A 25,017-nucleotide genomic window follows, 5' to 3' on the forward strand; every position below is an offset into this window, starting at 1 on the left:
GTGATGAAACAGGCGAACCCATCGGTCTGGGCCGCCTGCTTGCTCGCCCCACCGCCACGCTGTCCCTCGAAGCGCAACAACGCCGCGAGCTCAAGCAAAAGATGTTTGGCGACTGATATTCATGAGTAAAGAATCAGGCGGCTTCCTGCGCAAAGTTGCGCGCTTCGTAGCCAATCCGACGACGGATTGGACGGAGTTGGACGCACCCAAGGAAGACGCAGGCGAAAGCGATTACGCCAAGGGCGAAATCAAGGCCATGATCGAGCGCAAGCGGCGCAACGACTTCGTGCGCAAGCGCGAACTCGACATGCTGCGCAAGATTCGCCGCGAAGGCCTCAGCCCGGACAATGCCCTGGCGCTGAGCGGCCCCTCGAACATGGATCCGGACTCTCGCCCGCAAAGCGGTGCGCGCTCCGACATCGCCGTCAAGGCCAAAATTGACGCGATTGAATTGCAGATGGTGGGCGGCGCCAGTCGTCAGCCTCCCATCTTGCAAGCTGCTGCCCTGCCTTCCGCACCTGGTCGTCTGGCAGACCCTGCCACGACGGCGCCCAATACGCTCACGGCGCCAGCTACGCTCCCCTACGAGGACGACGAGCCGCCGCAAATTTCTCAGGCGGTGCTGGATGCTGCGCGCGCGTCCAAACCTCGCATGGCGGCGGCAAACAAAGCAACGCCGACCGCGCCAGCCAGCTTGCACGGCGAGTTGGATGTGCACGTGGTCGAAGTGGTGCATGACCCAGAACTGGACGAGGCGGTCATCGCCTTTGCCAACGCTGATTTCGATCAGTGCGAACAAAACCTGCTCGACCTGGTGCACCCTGGCGCCGCGCGCCATGAACAAGCAGAGACCTGGTTGGTACTGTTTGACCTGTACAGGGCACTCGATCTGCAGCAGAAGTTTGACAATCTGGCCGTGTCCTACGCGCAGAAGTTTGGGGTCTCCGCACCGCAGTGGTACTCCCTGCCTCAGCAGGTTGCAACCTTCCTGTCGGGTCAAGGCCGACGCAACTTGAGCGAACCCGATATCAGTTCGGCCGTCCAACGCGCCCCACAGACAGAACCCGCCGAATTGGACGAAAACCCACCGACTCTTGAAGGCTGGATTGCCCAAGCCCATCTGGATCAGGAGGCAACCGCCAGCCTGCGCATTGAAATACTGCAAATGCCAAGGCCCTGGATCATGGACTGGAGCGGTGTCACAGACGTCTCTCCGGAGGGTGCCGCTCAACTGGTTCAATTGATGCGCCAATGGGCTCGCGAGCCACAGGAATTGATCTGGATCGGCGTCCCGCAGTTGCTGGACGTTTTAGGCGAGGCCTCACCCACCGGCGTCAAGGATTCGGATCCTGCGTACTGGATGCTCCGTCTGGAAATCCTGCGGCTGTGCAATCGCCCGGACCAATTCGACGAAGCCGCCATTGATTACTGCGTCACGTACGAGCTGTCCCCTCCATCCTGGGAGCACGCTCAATGCCGAGTAAGCGAACAGACGGACAACATCCATCCGCATACGCGGCCACTCTCGCATGTCAGCGAGGTGACCACAAGCTTCGTCGAGTCCCAGTTGCACGACGAGATCGAATTTGTGCAGGTCGCTGCGCTGAACCTGTCCGGCCAACTCGTTGGCGACATTGGCCAGACGCTGACCCAACTGGATGACCAGCTCAGCGCCAGTGTGACGCTTGAAATCGACTGCTCGCACCTCTTGCGAGTGGACTTCATTGCGGCCGGTGATCTGCTCAATTGGGTTCTGGCTCGTCGATCCGAGGAGCGCCAGGTTGTGTTCAACAACCCCCATCGCCTGATCGCTTTGTTCTTTGGCGCCATGGGCATCAACGAGCACGCCAAGGTCAAGCTCCAGACCACCTGAACAGGTGGTGCCAGATGCCCCTTGAAACGAGGCATCTGCATCCCCAATTGACGTCGTGTCGTGCACAAGCACATCTTTCACGATCGCAGCGTCATGGATTCATATCACGGCACCACCATCGTCAGCGTTCGCCGGCAGACTCCCTCCGGCTGGCAGGTGGCCATGGGCGGCGATGGACAGGTCACCCTGGGCCACATCGTGGTCAAGGCATCGGCCCGCAAAGTCCGCAAACTCTACAAGGATCAGGTGTTGGCAGGGTTCGCCGGCGCCACAGCGGACGCCTTCACACTGTTCGAGCGTTTTGAGGCCAAGCTGGAAAAGCACCAGGGCAACCTCACACGCGCTGCAGTTGAATTGACGCGCGACTGGCGCACCGATCGCGTGCTGCGCAAGCTGGAAGCCATGCTGGCCGTGGCAGACCGCGAAACCTCATTGATCATCACAGGCAACGGCGACGTACTGGAGCCCGAACACAGCATCATCGCCATCGGATCAGGCGGTGCTTATGCCCAAGCAGCCGCTCGCGCGCTTGCCGCCAACACCGACCTGCCACCCGCAGACATGGTCAAGAAATCGCTGGAGATCGCAGGCGACCTCTGCATCTACACCAACCAGAATCACACGATTGTGTCGCTGGACTGAACGAACATGAGCATGACACCCCAAGACATCGTCAGCGAACTCGATCGCCACATCGTCGGCCAACGAGAAGCCAAACGCGCCGTTGCCATCGCCCTGCGCAACCGCTGGCGCCGCCAGCAGGTGGATGACAAGCTGCGCGGCGAGATCACCCCCAAGAACATTCTGATGATCGGCCCGACAGGCGTGGGCAAGACCGAGATCGCCCGCCGCCTGGCCAAGCTGGCTGACGCACCCTTCATCAAGGTTGAAGCCACCAAGTTCACGGAAGTGGGCTATGTGGGCAAGGACGTAGACACCATCATCCGCGACCTGGTCGAGTCGGCCGTCAAGCAGGAGCGTGCGCACCAGATGCAGGCTCAGCGCGTGAAGGCAGAGGATGCCGCCGAAGAGCGCCTGCTCGATGTGCTGGTGCCCCCTCCCCGCTCGGAGTTCGGCATCACCCACACGCCATCGACCGACAACACGGCCCGTCAGGTCATGCGCAAGCGCCTGCGCGAAGGCAGCATGGACGACCGAGAAATCGAGATCGAGTTGTCTGACATGAAGACACCGACCGTAGAGATCATGAGCCCAGCCGGCATGGAAGACATGGCAGAGCAACTGCGCGGCATGTTCTCCCAGATGGGACAGAACAAGCGCAAGGCGCGCAAGGTGACCGTGGCAGAGGCCCGCACCCAACTCATCGAAGAAGAAGCCGCCAGGCTGCTCAACGACGAGGACATCAAGACCCTCGCATTGGAACGCGCTGAGCAAAACGGCATCGTGTTCATCGACGAAATCGACAAGGTCGCCAGCCGGGCCGAGGGCAACGGTGCGGAAGTGTCGCGCCAAGGCGTGCAACGCGATCTGCTGCCGCTGGTCGAAGGCACCACGGTCAATACCAAGTACGGCATGGTCAAGACCGACCACATCCTGTTCATCGCATCAGGCGCCTTCCACCTCAGCCGCCCCAGCGACCTCATCCCTGAGTTGCAAGGTCGCTTCCCGATCCGGGTGGAACTCTCTTCGCTGGCTGTCGAGGACTTCGAAGCCATCCTCACGCAGCCATCGGCCAGCCTGATCAAGCAGTATCAGGCACTGCTCTCGGCAGAAGGCGTCACGCTGGACTTCACGCCCGAAGCGATTCGCCGCCTGGCGCAGATCGCATTCGAGGTCAACGAGCGCACCGAAAACATCGGCGCACGGAGGCTGGCAACCGTGATGGAACGGCTTCTGGACGAACTTTCCTTCAATGCGCCAGATCTGTCTGGCCAGACGCACACGGTCGATGTTGACGAGGTGGATCGCCGCCTGGGTGAACTGGCCCGCAACGAGGATCTGTCGCGGTTCATCCTTTGATCAGCTTGCCTCTCAGGTGGCGTTGGCAGCGACGGTGCACGTGGCAGCCAGCGTCAGCAAACCTTCGAAGATGAGGTTCTCAACCACGCTGGTTGGCAACTCGTGCACGTGCGACAGGCGAGAGACCGCCCCGCCCGACATGATCAACAAGGGCTCGCTACCGCACTGCACGCGCAAGCGGCGCAAGCTGCGCTCGATGGCCCCGGCAATGGCATCCGTACCGCCGCTCATCAAGGCATCGCTGGTATTGGTCGGGAAGTCGCGAACCTCGCCCGTTGGCACCTTCAAGCCAGCCGTGCCGCTTTCGAGTGCGCGGTACATCAGACCAAATCCAGGCAGGATCAAGCCGCCCAGGAAGCGCCCCTTCTGATCCACGGCATCCACTGTCACAGCCGTACCCACCATCACGGCCAGCACAGCCGGAGGATGTTCTGGCGAATGCTGCAGTGCGCGCTGACGCGCACCGATGATGGCCGCCCAGCGGTCAGAGCCCAGACGCTGCGGGTGCTCATAGCCATTGGTAACGCCAGCGGCCTGGGCGCTGGATGACAGCCAACGTGGCGCCAGCCCCCAGCCTTCGATCAACTGCTCCTCGACGCGCTTCTTGATGGCCTCACCAGCCACCACGCAACCCAACATGCCCTGGGGCTTGTGCATCAGGTTCTTCCAGTGCAATTCCCAGAGGTAGTCGATGTCTTCCAGCACCACCGCACCATGCGCCAGCAATTCGGCATCAGGTGATGGCTGGGCATACAAGCCCCATTTCAGACGGGTGTTACCAATATCGATGACCAGGAAAGACATGCACGAATCTCTTGAGAGAGGAACACCCCGGGGGACTGGATGGCTGGCATTGTCGCTGCAATACGCCGCCAGAATCGTTGCCGCAGTGCAGCAATATCGCCACGACCTAGAGAGAACTACTTATTGAGGGGGGACATCAAGTTGGGAAGTTCGGATATTGTGCGATCCGAAACGCGGCAGTTATCGGACACCGACCAGCTAACGCGTCAACAGACTGACCATTCGGAATCTCGGAGATAGCCATGAAGTCATTCACACGCAAGCTGATTTTGTCGACCATTGTGGCCGCCGCACTGCCGGCCTGGGCCGCCCTCGACGTCAAGGGCGCCAAGTTCAACGACACCTACCAACTCGCCAACCAGCCCCTGCAACTCAACGGTGCGGGCGTGCGCGTGAAGGTCATTGTGGATGTGTACGCAGCGGGTTTGTATGTGGCCAAGAAAGAACACTCGGCCAGTGCCCTGCTGAACCAAAGCGGCCCCAAAAGCATGCAGATCGTACTGCTGCGCGATTTGACCGGCGAGGATTTTGCCGACGCCATGATCAAGGGCTTCAAGAAGAACAACAGCGACAACGAAATCGCCCGATTCCAGGCCAAACTCGATGAAATCCGCGCCCAGATGATGGCTTTTGGCCAGGTCAAAAAGGGCACGACTGTTCGGATCGATAACACACCTGGAAGCGGAACCCGCGTGCTCGTGGACGGCGTTCAAAAGGGTACGGAAATCGCCGGCGATGACTTCTACGCGGCCTTGCTGCGCATCTGGTTGGGCAACTCCCCAGTTGACTCCGACCTGAAGGATGCGTTGCTGGGTGCACGGTAAGCAATCGTTACGGCATTCACGTGACGAAATTGGCGAGTTCCGGGCTAGCCCGGCTTGCCAAAGCTGGATATCCGGCCGATAAGATGATCATGCGTAATGGGGTCACCCCACCATGATCGACAAAGCCCTACCCTCACTGCGAGCCTGGACCGACGCCTTCAGCCGCGTCCAGATCCCGGTGCTGCCCGGCTCCGTGGCCGAGCTCAATCAGTTGCGCACGATCGAAGAAACCAAGGGCACGGTTGATGCGCACACGCTGGCCGAAGGTTTGTCCAACGACCCCCTGATGACGCTGAAGGTGCTGGTGCATGTTTCGCGCTACTGCACGCGGCTGAGCGTGGAACCGCCGGAAACACTGGTTGGGGCCATCGTGATGCAAGGCATCACCCCATTCTTCAAGGCCTTCAAAGATACGACCACCGTCCTGGAATGGCTACATGAACAGCCTGATGCATTGAGTGGCCTGATCAAGGTCATCACGCGGGCTCGGCGTGCGGCCCACTTTGCCATGGGCTTTGCCTTGAGGCGCCAGGACGAAGACGCGACGGTGATCCAGGAAGCCGCGTTGCTGCACGATTTCACGGAAATGCTGCTGTGGTGCCATGCGCCGAAGCTGGCACTGGAAATCGCCACGCGACAAAAGGCGGATTACACCATTCGCTCCGTGGATATTCAGCGCGAAGTACTAGGCATCGAACTGGGCGACCTGTCTCAGGAGTTGATGCGCCTGTGGCAGTTGCCCTATTTGCTCATCAAGTGCACCGATGACCATAACGCTGCAGACCCCAAGATCCGCAGTGTGATGCTAGGCGTGCGCATTGCGCGCCATACGCAATACGGCTGGGAAGATCAGCATGCACTCGCCGCTTTGCCGGACGATGTCAACGAAGTGGCCAAGCTGCTCAACCTCTCCTACGACGCCGCCTACAGACTGCTGCAAGGCTTCGACAACTGAGGTCGACCAGATCGACCTCACCCCCTCGAGCGCTCAATCAATGAATGCTGATTGACGAACGCATCGCGCTCACGGCACCCGCCCCGAATGCAGCGCCAAAACGCTTGGCCAAACGCTCGGCCAGGTTTTCCTTCTGGGTGTAGTCGATGATGTCTTCAGCCTTGACCACATCACGCGCAACCTGATCCAGGCTACCCAAGTGATCGGCCAGCCCCAGCTCCATGGCCTGCTGCCCATTCCAGAACAAGCCAGAGAATGTTTCCGGCGTTTCCTTCAGGCGCTTGCCACGCCCCTGGCGCACGACCTGGATGAACTGCTGGTGGATCTGATCGAGCATGGCTTGCGCAAACGCTTCGTGCTGCGGGTTACGCGCAGAAAACGGATCCAGCATGCCCTTGTTGGCGCCTGCCGTCATCAGGCGGCGCTCCACGCCCACCTTGTCCATGATGCCGGTGAAGCCAAAACCATCCATCAGCACGCCAATAGAGCCCACCATCGAGGCCTTGTCCACAAAAATCTGGTCTGCAGACACGGCGATGTAGTAGGCCGCTGAAGCACACATCTCTTCACAGATCGCATAGACCTTCTTCTTGTGCAAAGCCTTCAGGCGACGAACTTCGTCATTGACCAGGCCAGCCTGAACAGGGCTGCCGCCAGGCGAGTTGATGCGCAACACAACGGCCTGAGCACCAGCGTCTTCGAAGGCACTGCGCAAGGCCGCCAGCAGATTGTCGGCATTGGCCTCAGTGTCAGCACCGATTTCACCACGCACCTCAACCAAAGCGGTATGCGGCGTCACAGGTGATTTGGCCGAAGGCACGTTCTGGATGGTGGCCCAGATCATCGTGGCAGCCACACCAATCCAAACAATGCGCCAGAACCAGCGCCAGCGCTGCTCGCGACGCTGCTGATCGAGGTATGCACGCGCAAACTGATTCAGCAGGGTGTTCTGGGTCGCGGACAGGTTGTCCGACGAAGAAGGATCGACAGCGCTCATGAGCAGGCTCGGTTGAATGAATAAGGATCAGAACAAAGGCTGAAAACGTTCCGTAGGATACCAATAGACCTGCCCGGCGTTTTCAACAAGCCGGATGGCCTGCAAGCGGGCACCTCGGCAAGGGCCGCTGACGCACTGCCCGTTGGGCGGATCGTACAGGGCGCCGTGAATGGGACAGACGATGAAACGCTTGTCCATATCCAGAAACTTGCCGGGTTGCCAGTCCATTTCTGCCGGCACATGGGCGCAGCGGTTCAGATACGCCACGGGCACCTTCTCGTAACGCAAGGCAAACGCGGGTGCGGTCTGCCCCCATTCCAGCACATCAAAGGTCACTGCGTCGCCGGATTCCTGCAAGGCATCGGAGTCACACAAGAACTGTGGCTCCAGATTCAATTCAGGCATGGCGACTCAACCAGTCGTGCAACTCGGCCATCGTGTGCGCCACAAATCGGGTCGGGTAATCCGCGAAGGCGGCAGGCTCATGCGCCCCGAAGCTCACGGCCACACTGTGCGTGCCGGCGTTGACGGCCAGTTGCAGATCATGCGTGGTGTCGCCGATCATCAAGGTGCGCTCTGGCGCCACCCCGAACTCGGCAATCAACTCCTGCAGCATGCGTGGATGCGGTTTGGAGAAGGTTTCATCCGCCGTGCGGGAACCATCGAACAAGCCCACCAACTCCACATGCGCCAAGGCCTCGTTGAGGCCTTCACGCGTCTTGCCGGTGGCCACAGCCAGCCAGTGGTTGCGTTCTTTCAGCGTGGCCAGCAAAGGCAGCACACCGTCGAACAGGCTCAACTCGTGCTGCCGCTTGAAATAGTGATGGCGATAGCGTTGCCCCAATTCAGGCACGCGCTCGGCGGGCAGCGTTGGCGCCACATGGGCCAGTGCATCATGCAGGCCCAGGCCGATCACGTAAGCTGCCTGGGTGCGATCTGGCACAGGCAAACCAAGGTCTTCGCAGGCTGACTGGATGCAACGCACGATCAGCGCGGTGGAGTCATAGAGCGTGCCGTCCCAGTCAAACACGACCAGGTCGTAGGCTCGGGGACGCAAACCGTTATCGGAAGGTTGGACGGCGTTCAAGTGGGCTCCTGTGTTACGGGCATCACTTTACTTGGAGGCCAATGCCACCGCACTCAGTGCGGACAGCAAGGTGTCGCATTCCGGCGGCAAAGGCGCCTCCAGCACGATGTCATCGCCCGTCACGGGGTGCGGCAGACGCAGGTAACGCGCGTGCAGGAACATCCGCTCAAACCGGCCGTCATGGAGCCTGGCACGGTTCACGCCAGGCAAGGCATCGGCCGCTACGCCGCGGGCCAAGGCCTTGTTGAGGGCAAAATCGCCATATTTTTCGTCGCCCACGATCGGATGACCTTCGTGCGACAGGTGCACGCGAATCTGGTGAGTCCGCCCCGTCTTGATCGTCACGTCCAGCAGGCTGTAGCCCTCATATCGTTGCAGCACCTTGACCAGGGTGATGGAACGGCGCCCCTCGTCATCGTCGCCCTTGACCGCCTTCACGCGGCGCTCGCCATCGGCCGTCAGGAATTTATGCAAGGCCACATCGATCACTTTCTTGCGATCCGGCCAGTCGCCAATCACGAGCGCGGCGTAGGTCTTGTGGGCCTGACGATGACGGAAGAAATCCTGCAAGGCGACCAGCGCGCTGCGCTTTTTGGCAATCAGCAGGATGCCGGAGGTTTCCTTGTCCAGGCGGTGCACCAACTCCAGAAAGCGCGACTCGGGCCGTGCGCGGCGCAATTGTTCGATCACGCCAAAGCTCACGCCGCTGCCACCGTGCACGGCCACACCCGCAGGCTTGTTGATCGCCATCAGGTGCTCGTCTTCATACAAGACAGGAAATTCGCGAGCGGGTACGGCGGCGGCCTTGGCCTCGTCTTTTTCTGCCAGACGCAGAGGCGGCACACGAATGTCGTCCCCGAGTGCCAGCTTGGTCTCGGCCGATGCCCGCCCCTTGTTGACCCGCACCTCGCCACTGCGGATGATGCGGTAGACCAAGGTCTTGGGCGCGCCTTTGAGCACCTTGATGAGGAAGTTGTCCAGGCGCTGACCGGCACCACCTTCGTCAACGACGATGTGCTGCACCTGCGCAACAGCGGGCACCAGGGCTTTCACTGAGGCGACGGGGGCCACGGGCGACTTCGTCGGGGTCTTGCGCGCGCCAGACACCCCCGTTGGGGGCTTGACCTTGCCGGACGGCTGTGTTTTCGCGGCCATTTTGGACCGGCGGGGTGCAGATTTCGCACCTATAATGGGCTGAGCCACGTTATGAAATGTTTGTTTGTTGATATGGCCTGTGCTCGTGTCGGCAACAAATAGCAAGGTCAAACCTCATTTTACCTTTTGAGCAGGTTTGGCGGCGCGCATAACAAGGCAAGGCGGGGAGTCCCGCCAAATTGATGGTGATGCAGCATGGTCTGCCAGCCGGAAGAAACCACCCAAGGTGTGGTTTTGCCTGCGGGAAGTCCGTGTCAGAGCCAACGTTGAAAGAACCACGATTCAAGGTTTATTGGATTCCAGCGTCGAGCGTGCCTTCCAGGCATCTGCAAGCCGCTGGGGTCTGCGTCGAGTGACTGCCCACGTGCCCCGGCCTACCACGCTCCCCAACCGCCCCGCCTGCTCGCAGGCCGCCTTCTGCTTGCCGATTCGCGCAAGGGAAGTCGGCGCGCTGCGCCGTGCCGCGTTCGGGTTCCAGCGTGATGGTGCCCCTTCCCCCGCTTCGTTGACCAGGTTGATAGCGCCAGACGCGCATGAGGCAACCGGCATGAAGTGGCGGCAGGTTCGTGTCCAAGTCTCGGCGCGCGCGCCCCTGCTGACAGAACGCCTCTCGCGTCACTGACAGACCACGGCAATTCCTTCGGTTCCACATCGTTGCTCGTGCATGAACGCTGCCCCGACCTGAAAAGGCCGAGGTGAGTGGAGGCTTTTCCGGCGCCATCCCGGAGGGGCCTCGATACGATCTGTGGAGACCACATGAAGCGCATGCTGATCAACGCCACGCAGCCGGAAGAACGGCGCCTGGCGATCGTTGACGGGCAAAAACTGCTCGACTTCGAAACCGAAATCGAAGGCCGCGAACAACGCAAAGGCAACATCTACAAAGCCGTCGTTACCCGCGTCGAACCCTCTCTGGAAGCCTGTTTCGTCGATTACGGCGAAGAACGTCATGGCTTCCTGCCGTTCAAGGAAATCTCGCGCCAGTACTTCAAGGAAGGCGTTGAAGTCCGCTCGGCCCGCATTCAGGACGTGATCAAGGAAGGGCAGGAACTGCTCGTCCAGGTCGAAAAGGAAGAACGCGGCAACAAGGGCGCAGCCCTGACCACCTTCGTTTCTCTGGCTGGCCGTTATCTGGTTCTGATGCCCAACAACCCCCGTGGCGGTGGCGTGAGCCGTCGCATCGAGGGTGACGAGCGCGAAGAGCTGAAAGAAGCCATGGATCAGCTCGAATACCCCAAGGGTATGAGCCTGATCGCCCGCACCGCCGGCATTGGCCGCTCCGCTGCTGAACTGCAGTGGGACCTGAACTACATGCTCAAGCTGTGGACGGCCATTGATGAGGCTTCCGGTGCCGGCAAGGGTGCCTACCTGATTTATCAGGAATCGTCTCTGGTGATCCGCGCCATCCGCGATTACTTCACCGCAGACATTGGCGAAATCCTGATCGACACGGACGACATCTACGAGCAGGCCAAGCAGTTCATGCTGCACGTCATGCCGGATCAGGCGAACCGCGTGAAGCGCTACCGCGATGACGCGGCCCTGTTCGCCCGCTTCCAGATCGAGCATCAGATTGAAACGGCTTTCAGCCGCACGGTGAACCTGCCCTCCGGCGGCGCCATCGTGATCGACCACACCGAAGCCCTGGTTTCGGTGGACGTGAACTCGGCGCGCGCCACCCGTGGCAGCGACATCGAGGAAACAGCCTTCCGCACCAATCTGGAAGCGGCTGACGAAATCGCCCGCCAGATGCGCCTGCGCGACCTGGGTGGCCTGATCGTCATGGACTTCATCGACATGGAGGAGTCCAAGAATCGCCGCGAGGTCGAACAGCGCCTGCGCGACGCCCTGCGTTTTGACCGCGCCCGTGTGCAGTTCAGCTCGATCTCCAAGTTCGGCCTGCTGGAAATGTCGCGCCAACGCCTGCGCCCCGCGCTGAGCGAAGGTTCGCACATCACCTGCCCACGTTGCAACGGCACCGGCCACATCCGCGATACCGAATCCTCGGCGCTGCAGATCCTGCGCATCATCCAGGAAGAGTCCATGAAGGACAACACGGCTGCCGTGCACGTTCAAGTGCCGGTGGAAGTGACCTCCTTCCTGCTCAACGAGAAGCGCACCGAGATCACCAAGATCGAACTCAAGCAGCGCGTGACCGTGCTGCTGGTGCCCAACAAGCACCTCGACACGCCGAACTACAAGCTTGAGCGCCTGCGCCATGACGATCCTCGCCTGGAAAACATCCAGGCCAGCTACTCGATGATCGAGGAGCCGGACGAGGAAGTCGGCATCACCCGCCGCGAAAAGGCCAAGCCCAAGCAGGAGCCCGTGATCAAGGGCGTGCTGCCCGATCAGCCCGCACCTGTGGCCGTCACCAAGCCGGATCACGATCACCCGGCCGTTGCCACGGCCATGGTGCCTGCACACGCGCCGGCTCCTGCGGCAGTTGCTCCGGCGCCCGCTTCTTCGGGCGGCTTCTTTGGCTGGCTCAAGCGCCTGTTCGGTGGCGGAGAAACGCCCGCCCCAGCGGCCGCACCAGCTCCTGCAACAGCACCCGCAGCACCTGCCGAGGACACCAAGGAAGGTGGCAAGGGTCAAGGCCGCGGCCGTCGTGACGGTCAACGTCGTGGCGAGCGTGGCGGTGAACGAGGAGAACGCGGCGGCGAGCGCAACGGCGAGCGCCGTGAACGTGGCGAACGCGGTGACAAGGCAGAACGCGGCGAAGCCCGCGAAGGCCGTGGCCGTCGTCAGGGCCGTGAAGAACGCGCCCCTAACGCTGAGGGCGCAGACAATAACAACCGCAACGAAGACGGCAACAACAACCGCGGCGAAGGTCGCCGCGGTCGTGGTGGCCGTGGTGGCGAGCGCAACGGTGAGCGTCCGGTGATCAACCGCGAAGCCATCGCAGCCGAAGCCGCAGCAATTGGCCAAGCCTCTGCTGCAGCCGCCGAACAGCAAGGTCTGGTGGATCTGCCAGGCGCTCAAGCTGCAGCGGAAGGCGAGCAACGCGAAGGCGGTCGTCGCCGTCGTCGTGGAGGTCGCGGTCGTGGCGAGCGCGAAGAAGGCCAGGCACAACTGGAAGGCGCGGACCAAGCCGAAGCCACAGCCAATGACACCGCCGAGGGCAATACCCCTGCTGAAGGCAGTGAGCCAGGCGCAGAGGGTGAAGGTCAGGAAGGTGGCCGCCGTCGCCGTGGACGCGGTGATCGTGCCCGTCGCGATCGACGCGAGGGTGGCGAAGGTTCGCCAGAAGGCAACGACAACGCTGACACCCAGGCCTCTGCGTTTGCCGACACGCAACCTCAAGCGGACCTGACGAGCGCAGACGACAACGTTGCCATCAACGCGGCAGCGCCGACTGCACCCGCATCCCCCGCCTACGTGGCACCGCAGGCAAGCGTGGCGCCAGCAGAACCGGCACCCGTCGCAGCACAGGCTCCTGTAGCCATGGCCGCACCGGCACCGGCCCCCTTTATCCTGCCAATCAGCGACCTGCAAGCCATTGCCCAGAATGCTGGCCTGGAGTGGGTGAACTCGGATGCTGACAAGATCCGCGCCGTGCAGGAGGCCATTGCAGCCGAACCCAAGCCTGTACACGTACCGCGCGAGCGCAAGCCTGCCGTGGTGCTGGACGAGGGCCCGCTGATTCTTGTTGAGACCCGCAAGGATCTCAGCCAGATCAAACTGCCGTTCGAAAACGCTGCCTGACAGGTTTTCAAACCCACATCAAACCCGGCCATGTGCCGGGTTTTTTCATGCCCAAGTCGATTGAGGGTTTTACCTATACGCAAATGTGTTGACGCATACGTCAATCATGCCATCTAATGTCCGGATCAAAGTTGGAGACCGGCATGCCCCCTCTTTCCGCCGCCGAATCGGCGCGCCCCTGGCCTTCACCATCCACAAACGCCAGAGAGCAAGACCTTCAGTTACCCGTGTTCACAGATTTCATCGCCCCCCCGCTCAAACTGTTCGAAACGGCGTCCCGCCTGGCTGACAAACCTGCGTATTGGGTTCGCGGGGAGCACGACTGGCAGGCCAGCACCTGGCAGGACTATGCGACACAGGTACGCCAGGCGGCCCGATCCCTGCTCGCCCTGGGCGTCGAACATGGCGATGCCGTGGCCATCCTGAGCTTCAATCGCCCGGAATGGTCCGTCACGGCCTATGCGGCCATGAGCATTGGCGCCATTCCCGTCGGGATCTACTGGACCAGCTCCACTGCCGATATCGAATACATCCTGAACCACTGCAAGGCGCCGGTGCTGGTACTGGAGGATGAGGACCGCTTCGCTTGCGTGCAAGACTGTGCCGAGCGACTCAACCATCTCCGCCACATTGTTCAGATCAAGGGCACACCCCAGCACATCGACAACCGGCAGGCCATGACCTGGCAGGACTTCATGGTGCAAGGCCAGGGCAGCAAGGAGGCCGATTACGAACGGCTCATCAACAAGCGTCTGGCCGCCATTCAGCCACACGATACCGGCACCCTGATCTACACCTCAGGCACCACAGGCCCGTCCAAAGCCGTGATGCTCAGCCAAGGCAACCTCTGGTGGGTGGCCAACGCGATGGGAGATCTCTTCCACGTCGATGAAAACGACCGCATGATTTCCTACCTGCCGCTGGCTCACATTGCCGAGCAGATGGCCACCATGCACAACCAGGTCTACGGCGGTTTTGCCGTGTACTTTGCCCAGAGCATCGAGAAACTGGGCGATCACCTCAAGGAGGTCAAGCCCACGATCTTCTTTGGCGTGCCTCGTGTGTGGGAAAAGATGCAGGTGGCCATTGAGGCCAAACTGGCACAGGCCACAGGCTTCAAGGCGCAGCTTGCCAAGTGGGCCTTGCAAGTGGGTCAACGCTGGAACATGCAGGATCTGGCCGGCCTGCAGCCCAGCCTCTGGCTGACACTGCAAAAGAACCTGGCCAACAAGCTGATCTACAAAAAAGTGCAGGAAGCGTTGGGCTTCGATCAGGCGCGCCTGCTGGTGACGGCCGCCGCGCCGATCTCACCAGAGAGCCTGCGCTTCTTCACGGGCCTGAACATCCATGTACGAGAAGGCTATGGGCAATCTGAAGCCTGCGGCCCCTCCACATTGAGCCTGCCTGGCCAGACCAAGATTGGTGCAGTAGGCAAGGCCTTGCCTGGCACCGAGATACGTGCAGCTGAAGATGGCGAGCTGCTGATACGCGGCCCGCATATTTTCCATGGCTACATGGGTCAGCCGGCAGCCACCGCTCAGACCATCGTGGATGACTGGCTGTTGACCGGCGACCTGGGGCATGTCGATGAAGACGGCTATGTCTACATCACAGGCCGCAAGAAGGACCTGATCATCACCTCGGGCGGCAAGAACATCTCGCCGGCCAACATCGAGGCGTCGTTGATGGACAGCCACCTGATCGAATACGCCGTGGTCTGTGGAGATGGGCGGAACTACCTCACTGCCCTGCTCACGTTGGAAACACAAGGCCTGGTCGATTTCGCCAAAGCGCATGGTTTGCCCGTGACGCCAGATCTGCACAAGCACCCTGCCGTGCAAGCCGCGCTTCAAAAGGCCATCGATCACACCAACGAGTTGCAGGCCCGTGTAGCCCAGGTCCGCAAGTTCGCCATCCTGACGGAGCCCTTCAGCATCGAAGGCGGGGAATTGACGCCCACGCTGAAGGTCAAACGCAAGGTTGTTCTGGAGCGGCAACAAGCCTTGATCAACGCGCTCTACGCGAATTGAATCAAGGCTGCGGCATGGCTTCAGCCGCTCAGCGCGGCAGCTTCGACAAGGCCTGCTGATACTGAGGCGAGTGCATCAACTCGTCCCAGGTCAGCGGTGCTGACTGAGGCAAAAGATCCAGGCGGCGCGCCTCGCTGTCGACGCTGGCCACCCAGTCACCGTAGACCAGCGCTTCGGTCAAGCCGTCCAGCAACTCGTCCACAGCCTTGCCGCCATTGAGCGACTGGTTGCACAACAAGACCATGTCGCATCCCGCGTTCAACGCCGCGATGGCACCTTGCGTGTGATTGCCGGCCACGCTGGCGCCTTCCATGCTCAGGTCATCGCTGAAGATCGCACCTGTGAAGCCCATCTGGCCACGCAGGATGTCTTGCAACCACTTGCGAGAGAAGCCGGCAGGCGCTGCATCCACCTTCGGGTAGATCACGTGCGCGGGCATCACGCTGGTCAGCGAGGTGCTCATCCACTCATAGGGCTTGGCGTCGTCGGCCAGGATGGCCTTGAGGCTACGCTTGTCCACGGGCACGTCCACGTGCGAATCCGCCTTGACGAAACCGTGCCCCGGGAAATGCTTGCCGCAGTTGGCCATACCGGCCAGCAACAAACCATGCATCACGCTCTTGGCCAGGATGGACACCACACGCGGATCCTTGTGGAAGGCGCGATCGCCGATGACGCCGCTTTCACCCCAGTCCAGGTCCAGCACAGGTGTAAAGGTCAAATCCACACAGCAGGCGCGCAATTCACTGGCCAGAACATAACCGCAGGCCGTGGCCGCATCGGTGGCCGCCAGCGCGCCAGCGCCCTGCCCGCCTTTGCCGTCGTTCATCCACATCTCGCCCAGACTGCGCATGGCCGGCACCTGCGTGAAGCCATTGGTGCGAAAGCGCTGCACGCGGCCGCCTTCGTGGTCCACGCAGATCAGCACATCAGGGCGGATGGACTTGATCTCGGCACACAAGGACGTCAACTGAGCACGACTGGCCCAATTGCGCGAAAACAGGATCAGACCACCGGTGAGTGGATGCGCCAGACGGCGACGGTCATCATCATTGAGGCTCAGACCTTCGATATCGATCACCACCGGCGAATGCTCAATGGTCTCGACATTGAGTTCTTGATGATGCGCCTGGCCGCGTTTGCTTTTCTTGCTCATGGATGATTGGTTCGTGTAAGAGGTGTTCAGACTGAGGCGGCCTGGCGGCGAGCGATGATGGATTCAGCCTTGAAGTCGGCAATGGCTTCGCGCAAGCCTACAAACAGGGCGTGCCCCATCAAGGCGTGACCGATGTGAAGTTCGCTCACATCAGGCAAGGCCGCCACCAGCGCTGTGCTGCTGACCTGCCCCGGCTTGACCTTCTCATCGCCAACAGGCAGGTTCTGTGTCAAGGCCAGGCCATGGCCGGCATGCGTGCGCAAACCCAGACTGCGCCCCAGTTTGAGCCCCGCTTTGAGGCGTTCCAGCTCATGCGCCAGCAAGGCCGCATCACCATCCCACCAGGCATTGGCCAGCGCACCGGTATGCAGTTCGATGCACGGTGCGCCCACTTCTGCCGCCGCTTCGATCTGCGCAGGATCGGCGCCAATGAACAGGGAGACGCGGCAACCTGCCTGGGCCAGGCGCGCGCAAGCATCCTGCATGCGGCTGCGTTGGCCCAGCACATCCAGGCCACCCTCCGTGGTGATTTCCTGACGCCGCTCAGGCACCAGGCACACATGCTCAGGCGCTGTCCGCTCGATGATGTCAAGCATCTCATCCGTCACGGCGGCCTCGAAGTTCAGAGGCACCGACAGATGCGCCTTCAAGCGCACCACATCTTCATCGCGGATGTGGCGGCGGTCTTCGCGCAGGTGGAAGGTGATGATGTCCGCGCCAGCCTCCACCGCCAGCAAGGCTGCGGCGACGGGGTCCGGGAAGCGACCACCACGCGCATTGCGCACCGTGGCGATGTGGTCAATGTTGACGCCCAGCAAAGGCGCGTCCACGGCGGTCAATTGAGAGCCCGAGAATGTCATGGTTGTTGAAGCTCCATCATGAGCTGGCGCGTGCGCAGCGTCTGGGAACCGAGATGATAGTGAATCAAGGTGCGCAAGAGGGCTTTGAGTTCACTCAAAGCTGGCATGCAGGCCGCCATCAACGAGGGAATGGCGGTTTGAAGCGACAAGGCGTGCTCGATGTCGATCAGCACCTGACCGTCCAGCACAATGGGCCCTGCCTGTGGCTCACCCATCCATGCTGCCTCACGCACGCCCAGCTCGGGATGCAATTCATACAGCCGCCCAGGCACAACGGCATGCGCCGCCACCGTTTCAGCCGACATCTGAGGCAAGTGCCCCAACTGGCGCAACAAGGTCAGCTCGAATGCCCTTAACGAAGCTTGCAGCAAGGCTGGATCACCCATGGCTTGCAAGGTTTGGGCATAGGCATCAAACAGCGCGGGATGCGGGTCATGCCGCACCATCAGGCGCAGCAGCAACTCATTGAGATAGAAGCCCGGCAACAAGGCGGCACCGCCCGGCCAGGCAGGCCCTCCGGCCCATTCGGCCTGGCGCAGCAACCACACCTCGGCATCTTCCGAACGCTTGGCCCCAAAGCCCAGGGTGAGCCGCTGAAACGGCATCAACACAGGACGCAGTTGCGAATACGGGCGCTTGGCACCTTTGGCCACCGCAACCACACGGCCGTGATCACGCGTGAACAAATCCAGAATCAGGCTGGATTCGCTCCAGTCGTGGCTGTGCAGCACATAGGCCGCCGAACCGGGACGTTGGGCTGCGCGCGCCACTGCGCCTTACTCGTAGCCGTAGGTGCGCAGGCGGGTTTCGTCGTCAGCCCAGCCCGAGCGCACTTTGACCCAGATTTCCAGGAACACTTTGGTGCCCAGCAGGCGCTCCAGTTCCGTCCGCGCTTCGGTACCAATGCGCTTGAGGCGCTCGCCCTTGTCGCCAATGATCATGCCCTTGTGCTGCTCGCGCTCGGCAATGATGGTGGCAGCGATCTTCACCAGGCCTGTGGACTTGGACTTGCCTGGCGTTGGAGGCTCTTCCACATACTGATCGATCACCACGGTCGAGGTGTAAGGCAGCTCATCGCCCGTCAGTCGGAACAGCTTTTCCCGGATGATCTCGCTGGCCATGAAGCGGTCCGTGCGATCGGTCAGCGCCTCCTGGTCATACCACCAGCCCTGCTCAGGCAGATAGGGACGCACGATGCCCAGCAGACGCTTGGTATCAGCCTCCTTCTGGGCCGACAGCGGCACGAACTCTGTGAAGGTATGGTGCTCCTGCAAGCTCTGCAACCAAGGGAACAGGTCTTCACGACGATGCACCAGATCCAGCTTGTTGGCAACGAGCAGCACAGGCTTTTCCTTGGGCAACAAGGCCGCCACCTTGGCATCATCCGGGCCAAACTTGCCGGCCTCGACCAGGAACAGCACCACATCCACATCCGACAAGGTGGACTGCACCGTCTTGTTCAGATTGCGGTTGAGGGCCGCTGTGCCACGCACGGTATGGCGGGTCTGGAAGCCAGGCGTATCCACAAACACAAACTGCGTATCCGCTTCGGTGCAGATGCCGGTGATGCGATGGCGTGTGGTCTGCGCCTTGCGCGAAGTGATCGACACCTTCTGCCCCACCAGCGCGTTCATCAGGGTGGACTTGCCCACATTGGGCCGCCCGACGATGGCGACCAGACCGCAACGTTGCTGCTCAGGCGGCACCTGCTGCTCGCCACCATTGGTCTTGGCCATGGACAGCTTGGACAACATGGCGTCCAGATCAGGGTTGGCGCTGTCAGCGGCCTTGGATTTCGGTGCGGGCTTTGCTTTGGGCTTCGGCGTGGCTTTGGGCTTCGGCGTGGCTTTGGGCTTCGGCGTGGCTTTGGGCGTGGACGTCGCTTTGGGCTGAGCGCTGGATGAATCAGTAGGCTTCTTCGGCATGGCGGTATGGAATGAGGTTGTTCGAGCGATGCGTCAGATGCGCTTTTTCTTGACCACTACTGTGGCCTTGCCTGCCTTGGGCAGGTCCGTGGACTGGGTCGATTGCAAGCGCGCCAACACAGCTTGTGCGGCGGCCTGCTCGGCAGCTCGCCGAGACAGGCCTTCGCCTGTAACGGTCATATTCAGGTCCGGCAAGGCGCATGCCACGATGAAGGTTTGCTCATGCGCCTTGCCTATTGTTTCAACGATCGAGTAGCTTGGTACAGGCATCTTGCGCCCCTGCAGCCACTCCTGCAAGGCGGTCTTGGCATCCTTGCTCCAGCCTTCCATCGTGGATTCCACCACCATGGGCTCAAAGAGCCTCAAGACCAGATCGCGAGCGGCATCATGCCCCGCATCCAGATACACCGCACCGATGATGGCCTCCAAGGCATCCGCCAAAATGGACGGACGCTGCGCGCCGCCCCCCTTGGCTTCCCCCTCGCTCAGGCGCATGACTTCAGGCAGACCAATTTGCTGCGCCAGCTTGTGCAGCATGTCCTGGCGCACAAGATGGGCCCGCACACGGGTCAAGTCCCCCTCATCGCTGCGATCGAACTGCTTGTACAGCAAGGCCGACACGCCCAGGTTCAGCACAGCATCCCCCAGAAACTCCAGGCGCTCGTAATGATCGGCACCAAAGCTCTTGTGGGTCACAGCTCGCGCCAGCAATCGAGCATCAGAAAAGACACAGCCAAGCCGCTGCTGCAAGGCCTGCAAAGCAGGCGTCAGTACAGCGGCCTGACCTTCGGGATGGTTGCGCTTGGAAGTACTTGCCATCAAAACAAAGCGGGCCTGAACTCAGGCCCGTGAAAAGAAATTTGCCAATAAGCCCGACTCACTTTGAGCGTCCGTCGAACTTCAGCAGCAGATAAACGGGCGGAATCAATTCAATTTCCCTGTCATAAGCAAACTTGATGACCACCTTGTCGTCCTCTTTGCTGATCTCCAGATCCTTGGCCGTGATGGAGGTCACGCCGTACTCGATCTGCAGAGACCGATCAAAAGACGCGCGGATCTCGGCAATTGTGCTGCCGCCCTCATGCGCAGCCTTGTTGACCATACCTTGAATGGTGCGGTACTCGGTCACAGCCGGAAACACCTTCATCAGCACCAAGGCAAAGGAAGAAATCAACACGGCCCAGAACAGCAGGCCGATCAAGGTAATGCCCGACTGCGCCGATGGCGAACGACGGGAGAAAGAAGAACGAGACGGCACGTTCATCATGACTGTCCTGGCTTATTGAAAGAAACCGATGCGCTTGAAGTCGCCGAAGTTCATCCAGATCACGAAGGCCTTGCCCACGATGTTTTCATCAGGCACAAAACCCCAGAAGCGAGAATCCAGAGAATTATCGCGATTGTCGCCCATCATGAAATAGTGCCCGGCCGGCACCTTGCAGATCACACCTTCACCACTGTAGCGACAGTTCTCGCGACCAGGGAAGTCTTCAACCGCTTGCTGAGGGATAAAAGCCGGGCGGCTCTTGTCCTCGATCACGCTGTGCTTCATGGTCACCAGGTTTTCCATGTAGCGCGAGTAGTAGCGCAGGCTGTCTTCATCATAGAACTCGGCCAAGGCCGTTTTCTCGATGGGCTTGCCATTGATGGTCAGGCTCTTGTTGATGTAGGCGATCTCGTCACCCGGCACGCCGATCACGCGCTTGATGTAATCCAGGCTGGGATTGACGGGATAACGGAACACCATCACGTCACCACGCTGAGGCTCGTGGTTGGCGATGATCTTCTTGTTGATCACGGGCAGGCGGATACCGTAGTGGTACTTGTTGACCAGGATGAGGTCACCCACCAGCAGCGTCGGGATCATCGAGCCAGACGGGATCTTGAAGGGCTCGAACAGGAAGGAGCGCATCAGGAACACGGCGCAGATGACAGGGAACAAACCTGCCGTCCAGTCCAGCCACCAAGGCTGCATCAGCAACTTGTCGCGCGCTTGCGCCACATTGCCATCCACCTGGGCGATGCCCTGGCTGGCCAGTTGAGCACGACGCGACTCATCCTCGGCCACCAGTTTGGCAGCAGAGGCTTCACGCTCGGGTTGGAACTTGTAGCGCTCAGCCAGCCAATAAGCCAGCGTGACCAGCGTCAGCACAAACAGCAGCAGCGAGAAGTTGCCCTGCCATTGGCCAACGTACCAGCCGCCCAAATACGCCACCAGGGCGGCGTACAACACACCAGTGATCAAATTCATCAATCGTCCACTTGAAGGATGGCCAGGAACGCTTCTTGTGGCACCTCGACGGAGCCAACCTGCTTCATGCGCTTTTTACCGGCCTTTTGTTTTTCGAGCAGTTTCTTCTTACGGGTGATATCACCGCCATAACATTTTGCCAGCACGTTCTTGCGCAGGGCCTTGATGTTCTCGCGAGCGATGATGTTGCCGCCAATGGCAGCCTGAATCGCCACGTCGTACATCTGGCGCGGGATCTGTTCGCGCATCTTGGCCGCCACGGCACGGCCGCGATACTGGCTTTGTGCGCGGTGCACGATGATGGACAGCGCGTCCACACGATCGCCGTTGATCATCAGATCGACCTTGACAACATCAGAAGCGCGGTACTCCTTGAACTCGTAGTCCATGGAGGCATAACCGCGCGACACGCTCTTGAGCTTGTCGAAGAAATCCAGCACGATCTCGGCCAGCGGCATCTCATAGGTCAGCATGACCTGGCGGCCGTGATAGGCCATATTGAGTTGCACGCCACGCTTGAGATTGGCCAACGTCATCACCGGGCCGACATAGTCTTGCGGCATGTACAGGTGCACGGTGACGATGGGCTCGCGGATCTCGTTGATCTTGGCGATCTCAGGCATCTTCGATGGGTTCTCCACATCGATGACTTCACCGCCATTCAACTCCACCTGGTAGACCACGCTGGGCGCCGTCGTGATCAGGTCCTGATCAAACTCACGCTCCAGACGCTCCTGCACGATCTCCATGTGCAACAGGCCCAGGAAGCCGCAACGGAAGCCAAAGCCCAGCGCTTGCGAGACTTCAGGCTCATATCGCAACGAAGAATCGTTGAGCTTGAGCTTCTCCAGTGCGTCACGCAACTGGTCGTATTCGCTGGCCTCGGTGGGATACAGGCCGGCAAACACCTGCGGCTGGATTTCCTTGAAACCTGGCAAGGCTTCAGTGGCCGGGCCCGCGTTGTTGGGCAGCTTCTTTTCAACCGTGATGGTGTCACCCACCTTGGCCGCCTGCAGCTCCTTGATGCCAGCGATGATGAAGCCAACCTCACCAGCCTTGAGCGCATCGCGGTTTTCAGACTTGGGCGAGAACACGCCCAGATGCTCGGCTGGGTAGACAGCGTTGGACGCCATCATGCGGATGCGTTCGCCTTTGCGCAACTGGCCATCGACCACGCGCACCAGCATGACCACGCCCACGTAGTTGTCGAACCACGAGTCGATGATCATGGCGCGCAAGGGGCCATCGGCATCACCTTGAGGTGGCGGGATGCGGGCCACGACAGCCTCGAGGATCTCGTCCACGCCCATGCCGGTCTTGGCGGAGCAAGGGATGCCATCGGTGGCATCGATGCCAATCACGTCTTCGATCTCGGCCTTGGCACGATCAGGATCAGCCTGAGGCAGGTCCATCTTGTTGAGCACCGGCACCACTTCCACACCCAGATCAAGCGCGGTGTAGCAGTTGGCCACGGTCTGGGCTTCCACACCCTGGCTTGCGTCCACCACCAGCAAGGCGCCTTCACAAGCGGACAACGAGCGGCTCACTTCATACGAGAAGTCAACGTGGCCCGGTGTGTCGATCAGGTTGAGGTTGTAGACCTGGCCGTCCTTGGCCTTGTATTGCAAGGCCGCCGTCTGGGCCTTGATGGTGATGCCGCGCTCACGCTCGATATCCATCGAGTCGAGAACCTGCGCTTCCATCTCACGGTCGCTCAAGCCACCGCAGCGCTGGATGATGCGATCAGCCAGCGTGGACTTGCCGTGGTCGATGTGGGCAATGATCGAAAAATTACGGATGTGATTCATAAAAAAAAGGCACGTCCAAAGGTGTGACGCGCCTTCCAACAAAAACGTATGGCAACTGCTTGTTGGGCCTTCATTGTATCGAAAAGCCCCACTGAAAAGGCCGCGTCACAGCCATGAACAGGGATGTTGCGGGCATTCCCAAAAACATTATCCACAGGTTATCAACAGCGCGCTGTGGGTAACTTGAGCAAGTTGATTTGCTTCTTGGGGGCGGATTCGCCTGCCTGAGGATTGTATCGGCAATCCCGACGCCACCAGTTCAGTTATCAACAGCAAAATGGCCTGTCGAGCCCATCCAACAACCCTTCATTTCAATCAAGTTTTTGGTGATCTTTTCACCATAAAAAACCCTGATCGGCTGTCGGATACCTATCAGGGTGATCACACCGGGCGGGCGGCAACGCCGCCAAGCCCCTTTGTTTACTTGGTGTTGGGCTGAATCACCACGAACTGCGCCCAGTCTCCGCGCCGGACCAACAGGCTCAGCCGAGGCGTCTTGCCTGCCTTCGCGAGCACCGATTCCAGTTCACTGACACTGTTAACACGCACATTGGCAACGGTCATGAGCACATCACCCGGACGCATGTGAATGCGAGCGGCTGGGCCATCCACGGCCTGCACCAGCACGCCTCCACCGTCTTCACCCAAGGCGCTGCGCTGCTCAGCGCTCAGGTTGGTGACTTTCAAACCCAGCATGGATGTGGCCAGCTTGCCCTCAGAGGTGTCTGCAGGCTCCTTGGCTGCCTGCTTGTCACCAGTCTCCATGTCACCAACCGTGACAGACAACTGCTTGCTGCTACCAAGACGGAACACCTCGATGGACGACTTCGTACCAGGTTTGGTTGCGGCAACCATGCGGCTCAAATCGGATGGTTTCTCAACAGGCTCACCATTGAACTTGGTGATGATGTCCCCTGTCTTGATGCCGGCCTTCTGCGCAGGCGATCCTGCCACCACCCCTTGCACTTGCGCACCCTGCGCCTTCGGCAGACTGATGGATTCCGCGATGTCTTTGGTGACCGGGCCCAAGCGCACGCCAATCAATCCGCGAACAACCTTGCCCCCGCCCTTGAGTTGCTCGACGATCTTCATCGCGTCATCGATCGGGATGGACAGCGAAATGCCCATGTAGCCGCCAGACTCGCTCAGGATCCGGGAGTTGATCCCCACCACCTCGCCACGCATATTGATCAAGGGGCCACCCGAGTTGCCTGGGTTCACGGCCACGTCCGTCTGGAGGAAGCGGATTTCCTCACCCGTGTCACGTGCCTTGGCACTCACGATGCCAGCCGTCACGGTGTTTTCAAGCCCAAAGGGGGTGCCAATGGCCATGACCCACTCGCCCACCTTCAACCGGGCGGCATCACCGATGGCAACGATCGGCAACTTGCTGGCCTCGATCTTGAGCACGGCGACATCAGTGCGCTTGTCAGCACCAATCACTTTGGCCTTGAATTCGCGCTTGTCAGTCAGATTGACATAGACCTCGTCGGCACCGTCCACCACGTGCGCATTGGTCAGCACATAACCGTCCGCACTGAGGATGAAACCCGAGCCGATGCCACGAGGCCGCTCTTCACCCTGCTGCTGCCCCTTGGGCTGGG

The 25,017-nt window shown here is 60.4% G+C and carries 22 protein-coding genes; 8 read left to right on the plus strand and 14 right to left on the minus strand.

The features are described 5' to 3' along the window. The 4 genes from EPO09_RS15160 to hslU all read left to right on the plus strand — a co-directional run. A partial coding sequence (locus tag EPO09_RS15160; RefSeq protein WP_290644184.1) for a TraR/DksA C4-type zinc finger protein occupies positions 1–116 on the plus strand: 116 nt, incomplete at its 5' end. 5 nt (positions 117–121) lie between these two features. Next, complete coding sequence (locus tag EPO09_RS15165) at positions 122–1,873, plus strand: hypothetical protein (protein WP_290644165.1); 1,752 nt, start codon at positions 122–124, stop codon at positions 1,871–1,873. A gap of 93 nt (positions 1,874–1,966) precedes the next feature. Further along, complete coding sequence (hslV, locus tag EPO09_RS15170) at positions 1,967–2,515, plus strand: ATP-dependent protease subunit HslV (RefSeq protein ID WP_290644166.1); 549 nt, start codon at positions 1,967–1,969, stop codon at positions 2,513–2,515. Positions 2,516–2,521: 6 nt separating this feature from the next. Continuing rightward, entirely contained in the window at positions 2,522–3,853 is a 1,332-nt protein-coding gene (hslU, locus tag EPO09_RS15175) for an ATP-dependent protease ATPase subunit HslU (RefSeq protein ID WP_290644167.1), read from the plus strand. Positions 3,854–3,865: 12 nt separating this feature from the next. On the opposite strand, the gene EPO09_RS15180 is transcribed toward hslU, so the two are convergent. Next, entirely contained in the window at positions 3,866–4,657 is a 792-nt protein-coding gene (locus EPO09_RS15180) for a type III pantothenate kinase (RefSeq protein ID WP_290644168.1), read from the minus strand. A gap of 242 nt (positions 4,658–4,899) precedes the next feature. On the opposite strand from EPO09_RS15180, the gene EPO09_RS15185 reads away from it, so the two are divergent. Both EPO09_RS15185 and EPO09_RS15190 read left to right on the plus strand, forming a co-directional pair. Further along, positions 4,900–5,481, plus strand: a complete 582-nt coding sequence (locus EPO09_RS15185) for a chalcone isomerase family protein (RefSeq protein WP_290644169.1) — start codon at positions 4,900–4,902, stop codon at positions 5,479–5,481. Positions 5,482–5,593: 112 nt separating this feature from the next. After that, positions 5,594–6,436, plus strand: coding sequence for an HDOD domain-containing protein (locus tag EPO09_RS15190; protein ID WP_290644170.1), 843 nt, complete (start codon positions 5,594–5,596; stop codon positions 6,434–6,436). Between the two features lie 37 nt (positions 6,437–6,473). Here EPO09_RS15190 and EPO09_RS15195 read toward each other — a convergent pair whose 3' ends face one another. The 4 genes from EPO09_RS15195 to EPO09_RS15210 are packed head-to-tail and all read right to left on the minus strand — an operon-like array spanning position 6,474 to position 9,543. Beyond that, positions 6,474–7,433, minus strand: coding sequence for a S49 family peptidase (locus EPO09_RS15195; protein WP_290644171.1), 960 nt, complete (start codon positions 7,431–7,433; stop codon positions 6,474–6,476). A gap of 27 nt (positions 7,434–7,460) precedes the next feature. Then, complete coding sequence (locus EPO09_RS15200; RefSeq protein ID WP_290644172.1) at positions 7,461–7,838, minus strand: Rieske 2Fe-2S domain-containing protein; 378 nt, start codon at positions 7,836–7,838, stop codon at positions 7,461–7,463. Then, on the minus strand, positions 7,831–8,520 hold the full coding sequence (locus EPO09_RS15205) for an HAD family hydrolase (protein ID WP_290644173.1): 690 nt from the start codon (positions 8,518–8,520) through the stop codon (positions 7,831–7,833). The genes EPO09_RS15200 and EPO09_RS15205 overlap by 8 nt, the downstream gene beginning before the upstream one ends. Positions 8,521–8,547: 27 nt before the next feature. Beyond that, a complete protein-coding gene (locus EPO09_RS15210) occupies positions 8,548–9,543 on the minus strand; it encodes an RluA family pseudouridine synthase (RefSeq protein WP_290644185.1) in 996 nt (331 codons plus the stop codon). 888 nt (positions 9,544–10,431) lie between these two features. On the opposite strand from EPO09_RS15210, the gene EPO09_RS15215 reads away from it, so the two are divergent. Together EPO09_RS15215 and EPO09_RS15220 are read left to right on the plus strand one after the other, a co-directional pair. Next, positions 10,432–13,383, plus strand: coding sequence for an Rne/Rng family ribonuclease (locus EPO09_RS15215; protein WP_290644174.1), 2,952 nt, complete (start codon positions 10,432–10,434; stop codon positions 13,381–13,383). A gap of 143 nt (positions 13,384–13,526) precedes the next feature. Continuing rightward, on the plus strand, positions 13,527–15,413 hold the full coding sequence (locus tag EPO09_RS15220; protein ID WP_290644175.1) for a long-chain fatty acid--CoA ligase: 1,887 nt from the start codon (positions 13,527–13,529) through the stop codon (positions 15,411–15,413). Positions 15,414–15,441: 28 nt separating this feature from the next. Here the strand turns inward: EPO09_RS15220 and nagZ are convergent, their stop codons facing one another. The 9 genes from nagZ to EPO09_RS15265 form a co-directional block, all read right to left on the minus strand. Next, positions 15,442–16,569: a beta-N-acetylhexosaminidase gene (nagZ, locus tag EPO09_RS15225; RefSeq protein ID WP_290644176.1), complete on the minus strand. Its 1,128-nt coding sequence runs from the start codon at positions 16,567–16,569 to the stop codon at positions 15,442–15,444. Between the two features lie 26 nt (positions 16,570–16,595). After that, a complete protein-coding gene (locus EPO09_RS15230) occupies positions 16,596–17,429 on the minus strand; it encodes a pyridoxine 5'-phosphate synthase (RefSeq protein WP_290644177.1) in 834 nt (277 codons plus the stop codon). Beyond that, positions 17,426–18,199, minus strand: a complete 774-nt coding sequence (gene recO / locus EPO09_RS15235) for a DNA repair protein RecO (protein ID WP_290644178.1) — start codon at positions 18,197–18,199, stop codon at positions 17,426–17,428. The genes EPO09_RS15230 and recO overlap by 4 nt, the downstream gene beginning before the upstream one ends. 6 nt (positions 18,200–18,205) lie before the next feature. Next, complete coding sequence (era, locus tag EPO09_RS15240) at positions 18,206–19,165, minus strand: GTPase Era (RefSeq protein WP_290644186.1); 960 nt, start codon at positions 19,163–19,165, stop codon at positions 18,206–18,208. Between the two features lie 222 nt (positions 19,166–19,387). Beyond that, positions 19,388–20,173, minus strand: coding sequence for a ribonuclease III (gene rnc, locus EPO09_RS15245; protein ID WP_290644179.1), 786 nt, complete (start codon positions 20,171–20,173; stop codon positions 19,388–19,390). 58 nt (positions 20,174–20,231) lie between these two features. Further along, positions 20,232–20,621, minus strand: a complete 390-nt coding sequence (locus tag EPO09_RS15250) for a DUF4845 domain-containing protein (RefSeq protein ID WP_290644180.1) — start codon at positions 20,619–20,621, stop codon at positions 20,232–20,234. A gap of 12 nt (positions 20,622–20,633) precedes the next feature. Further along, a complete protein-coding gene (gene lepB / locus EPO09_RS15255; RefSeq protein WP_290644181.1) occupies positions 20,634–21,605 on the minus strand; it encodes a signal peptidase I in 972 nt (323 codons plus the stop codon). Then, entirely contained in the window at positions 21,605–23,413 is a 1,809-nt protein-coding gene (lepA, locus tag EPO09_RS15260) for a translation elongation factor 4 (RefSeq protein ID WP_290644182.1), read from the minus strand. Before lepA ends, lepB begins: the two co-directional genes overlap by 1 nt. A gap of 420 nt (positions 23,414–23,833) precedes the next feature. Further along, positions 23,834–25,017: Do family serine endopeptidase (locus EPO09_RS15265; RefSeq protein WP_290644183.1), on the minus strand; the 1,184-nt coding region annotated here is incomplete at its 5' end.

The sequence above is a fragment of the Aquabacterium sp. genome, from assembly GCF_004297345.1.
Taxonomy (GTDB): domain Bacteria; phylum Pseudomonadota; class Gammaproteobacteria; order Burkholderiales; family Burkholderiaceae_C; genus Aquabacterium.

Bases quoted from the DNA above. Each gene is read 5' to 3' on its own strand.
- EPO09_RS15165 (WP_290644165.1), top strand. From the start codon at position 122: ATGAGTAAAGAATCAGGCGGCTTCCTGCGCAAAGTTGCGCGCTTCGTA.
- hslV (WP_290644166.1), top strand. From the start codon at position 1,967: ATGGATTCATATCACGGCACCACCATCGTCAGCGTTCGCCGGCAGACT.
- hslU (WP_290644167.1), top strand. From the start codon at position 2,522: ATGAGCATGACACCCCAAGACATCGTCAGCGAACTCGATCGCCACATC.
- EPO09_RS15180 (WP_290644168.1), bottom strand. From the start codon at position 4,657: ATGTCTTTCCTGGTCATCGATATTGGTAACACCCGTCTGAAATGGGGC.
- EPO09_RS15185 (WP_290644169.1), top strand. From the start codon at position 4,900: ATGAAGTCATTCACACGCAAGCTGATTTTGTCGACCATTGTGGCCGCC.
- EPO09_RS15190 (WP_290644170.1), top strand. From the start codon at position 5,594: ATGATCGACAAAGCCCTACCCTCACTGCGAGCCTGGACCGACGCCTTC.
- EPO09_RS15195 (WP_290644171.1), bottom strand. From the start codon at position 7,433: ATGAGCGCTGTCGATCCTTCTTCGTCGGACAACCTGTCCGCGACCCAG.
- EPO09_RS15200 (WP_290644172.1), bottom strand. From the start codon at position 7,838: ATGCCTGAATTGAATCTGGAGCCACAGTTCTTGTGTGACTCCGATGCC.
- EPO09_RS15215 (WP_290644174.1), top strand. From the start codon at position 10,432: ATGAAGCGCATGCTGATCAACGCCACGCAGCCGGAAGAACGGCGCCTG.
- EPO09_RS15220 (WP_290644175.1), top strand. From the start codon at position 13,527: ATGCCCCCTCTTTCCGCCGCCGAATCGGCGCGCCCCTGGCCTTCACCA.
- nagZ (WP_290644176.1), bottom strand. From the start codon at position 16,569: ATGAGCAAGAAAAGCAAACGCGGCCAGGCGCATCATCAAGAACTCAAT.
- EPO09_RS15230 (WP_290644177.1), bottom strand. From the start codon at position 17,429: ATGACATTCTCGGGCTCTCAATTGACCGCCGTGGACGCGCCTTTGCTG.
- era (WP_290644186.1), bottom strand. From the start codon at position 19,165: ATGGCCAAGACCAATGGTGGCGAGCAGCAGGTGCCGCCTGAGCAGCAA.
- rnc (WP_290644179.1), bottom strand. From the start codon at position 20,173: ATGGCAAGTACTTCCAAGCGCAACCATCCCGAAGGTCAGGCCGCTGTA.
- EPO09_RS15250 (WP_290644180.1), bottom strand. From the start codon at position 20,621: ATGATGAACGTGCCGTCTCGTTCTTCTTTCTCCCGTCGTTCGCCATCG.
- lepB (WP_290644181.1), bottom strand. From the start codon at position 21,605: ATGAATTTGATCACTGGTGTGTTGTACGCCGCCCTGGTGGCGTATTTG.
- lepA (WP_290644182.1), bottom strand. From the start codon at position 23,413: ATGAATCACATCCGTAATTTTTCGATCATTGCCCACATCGACCACGGC.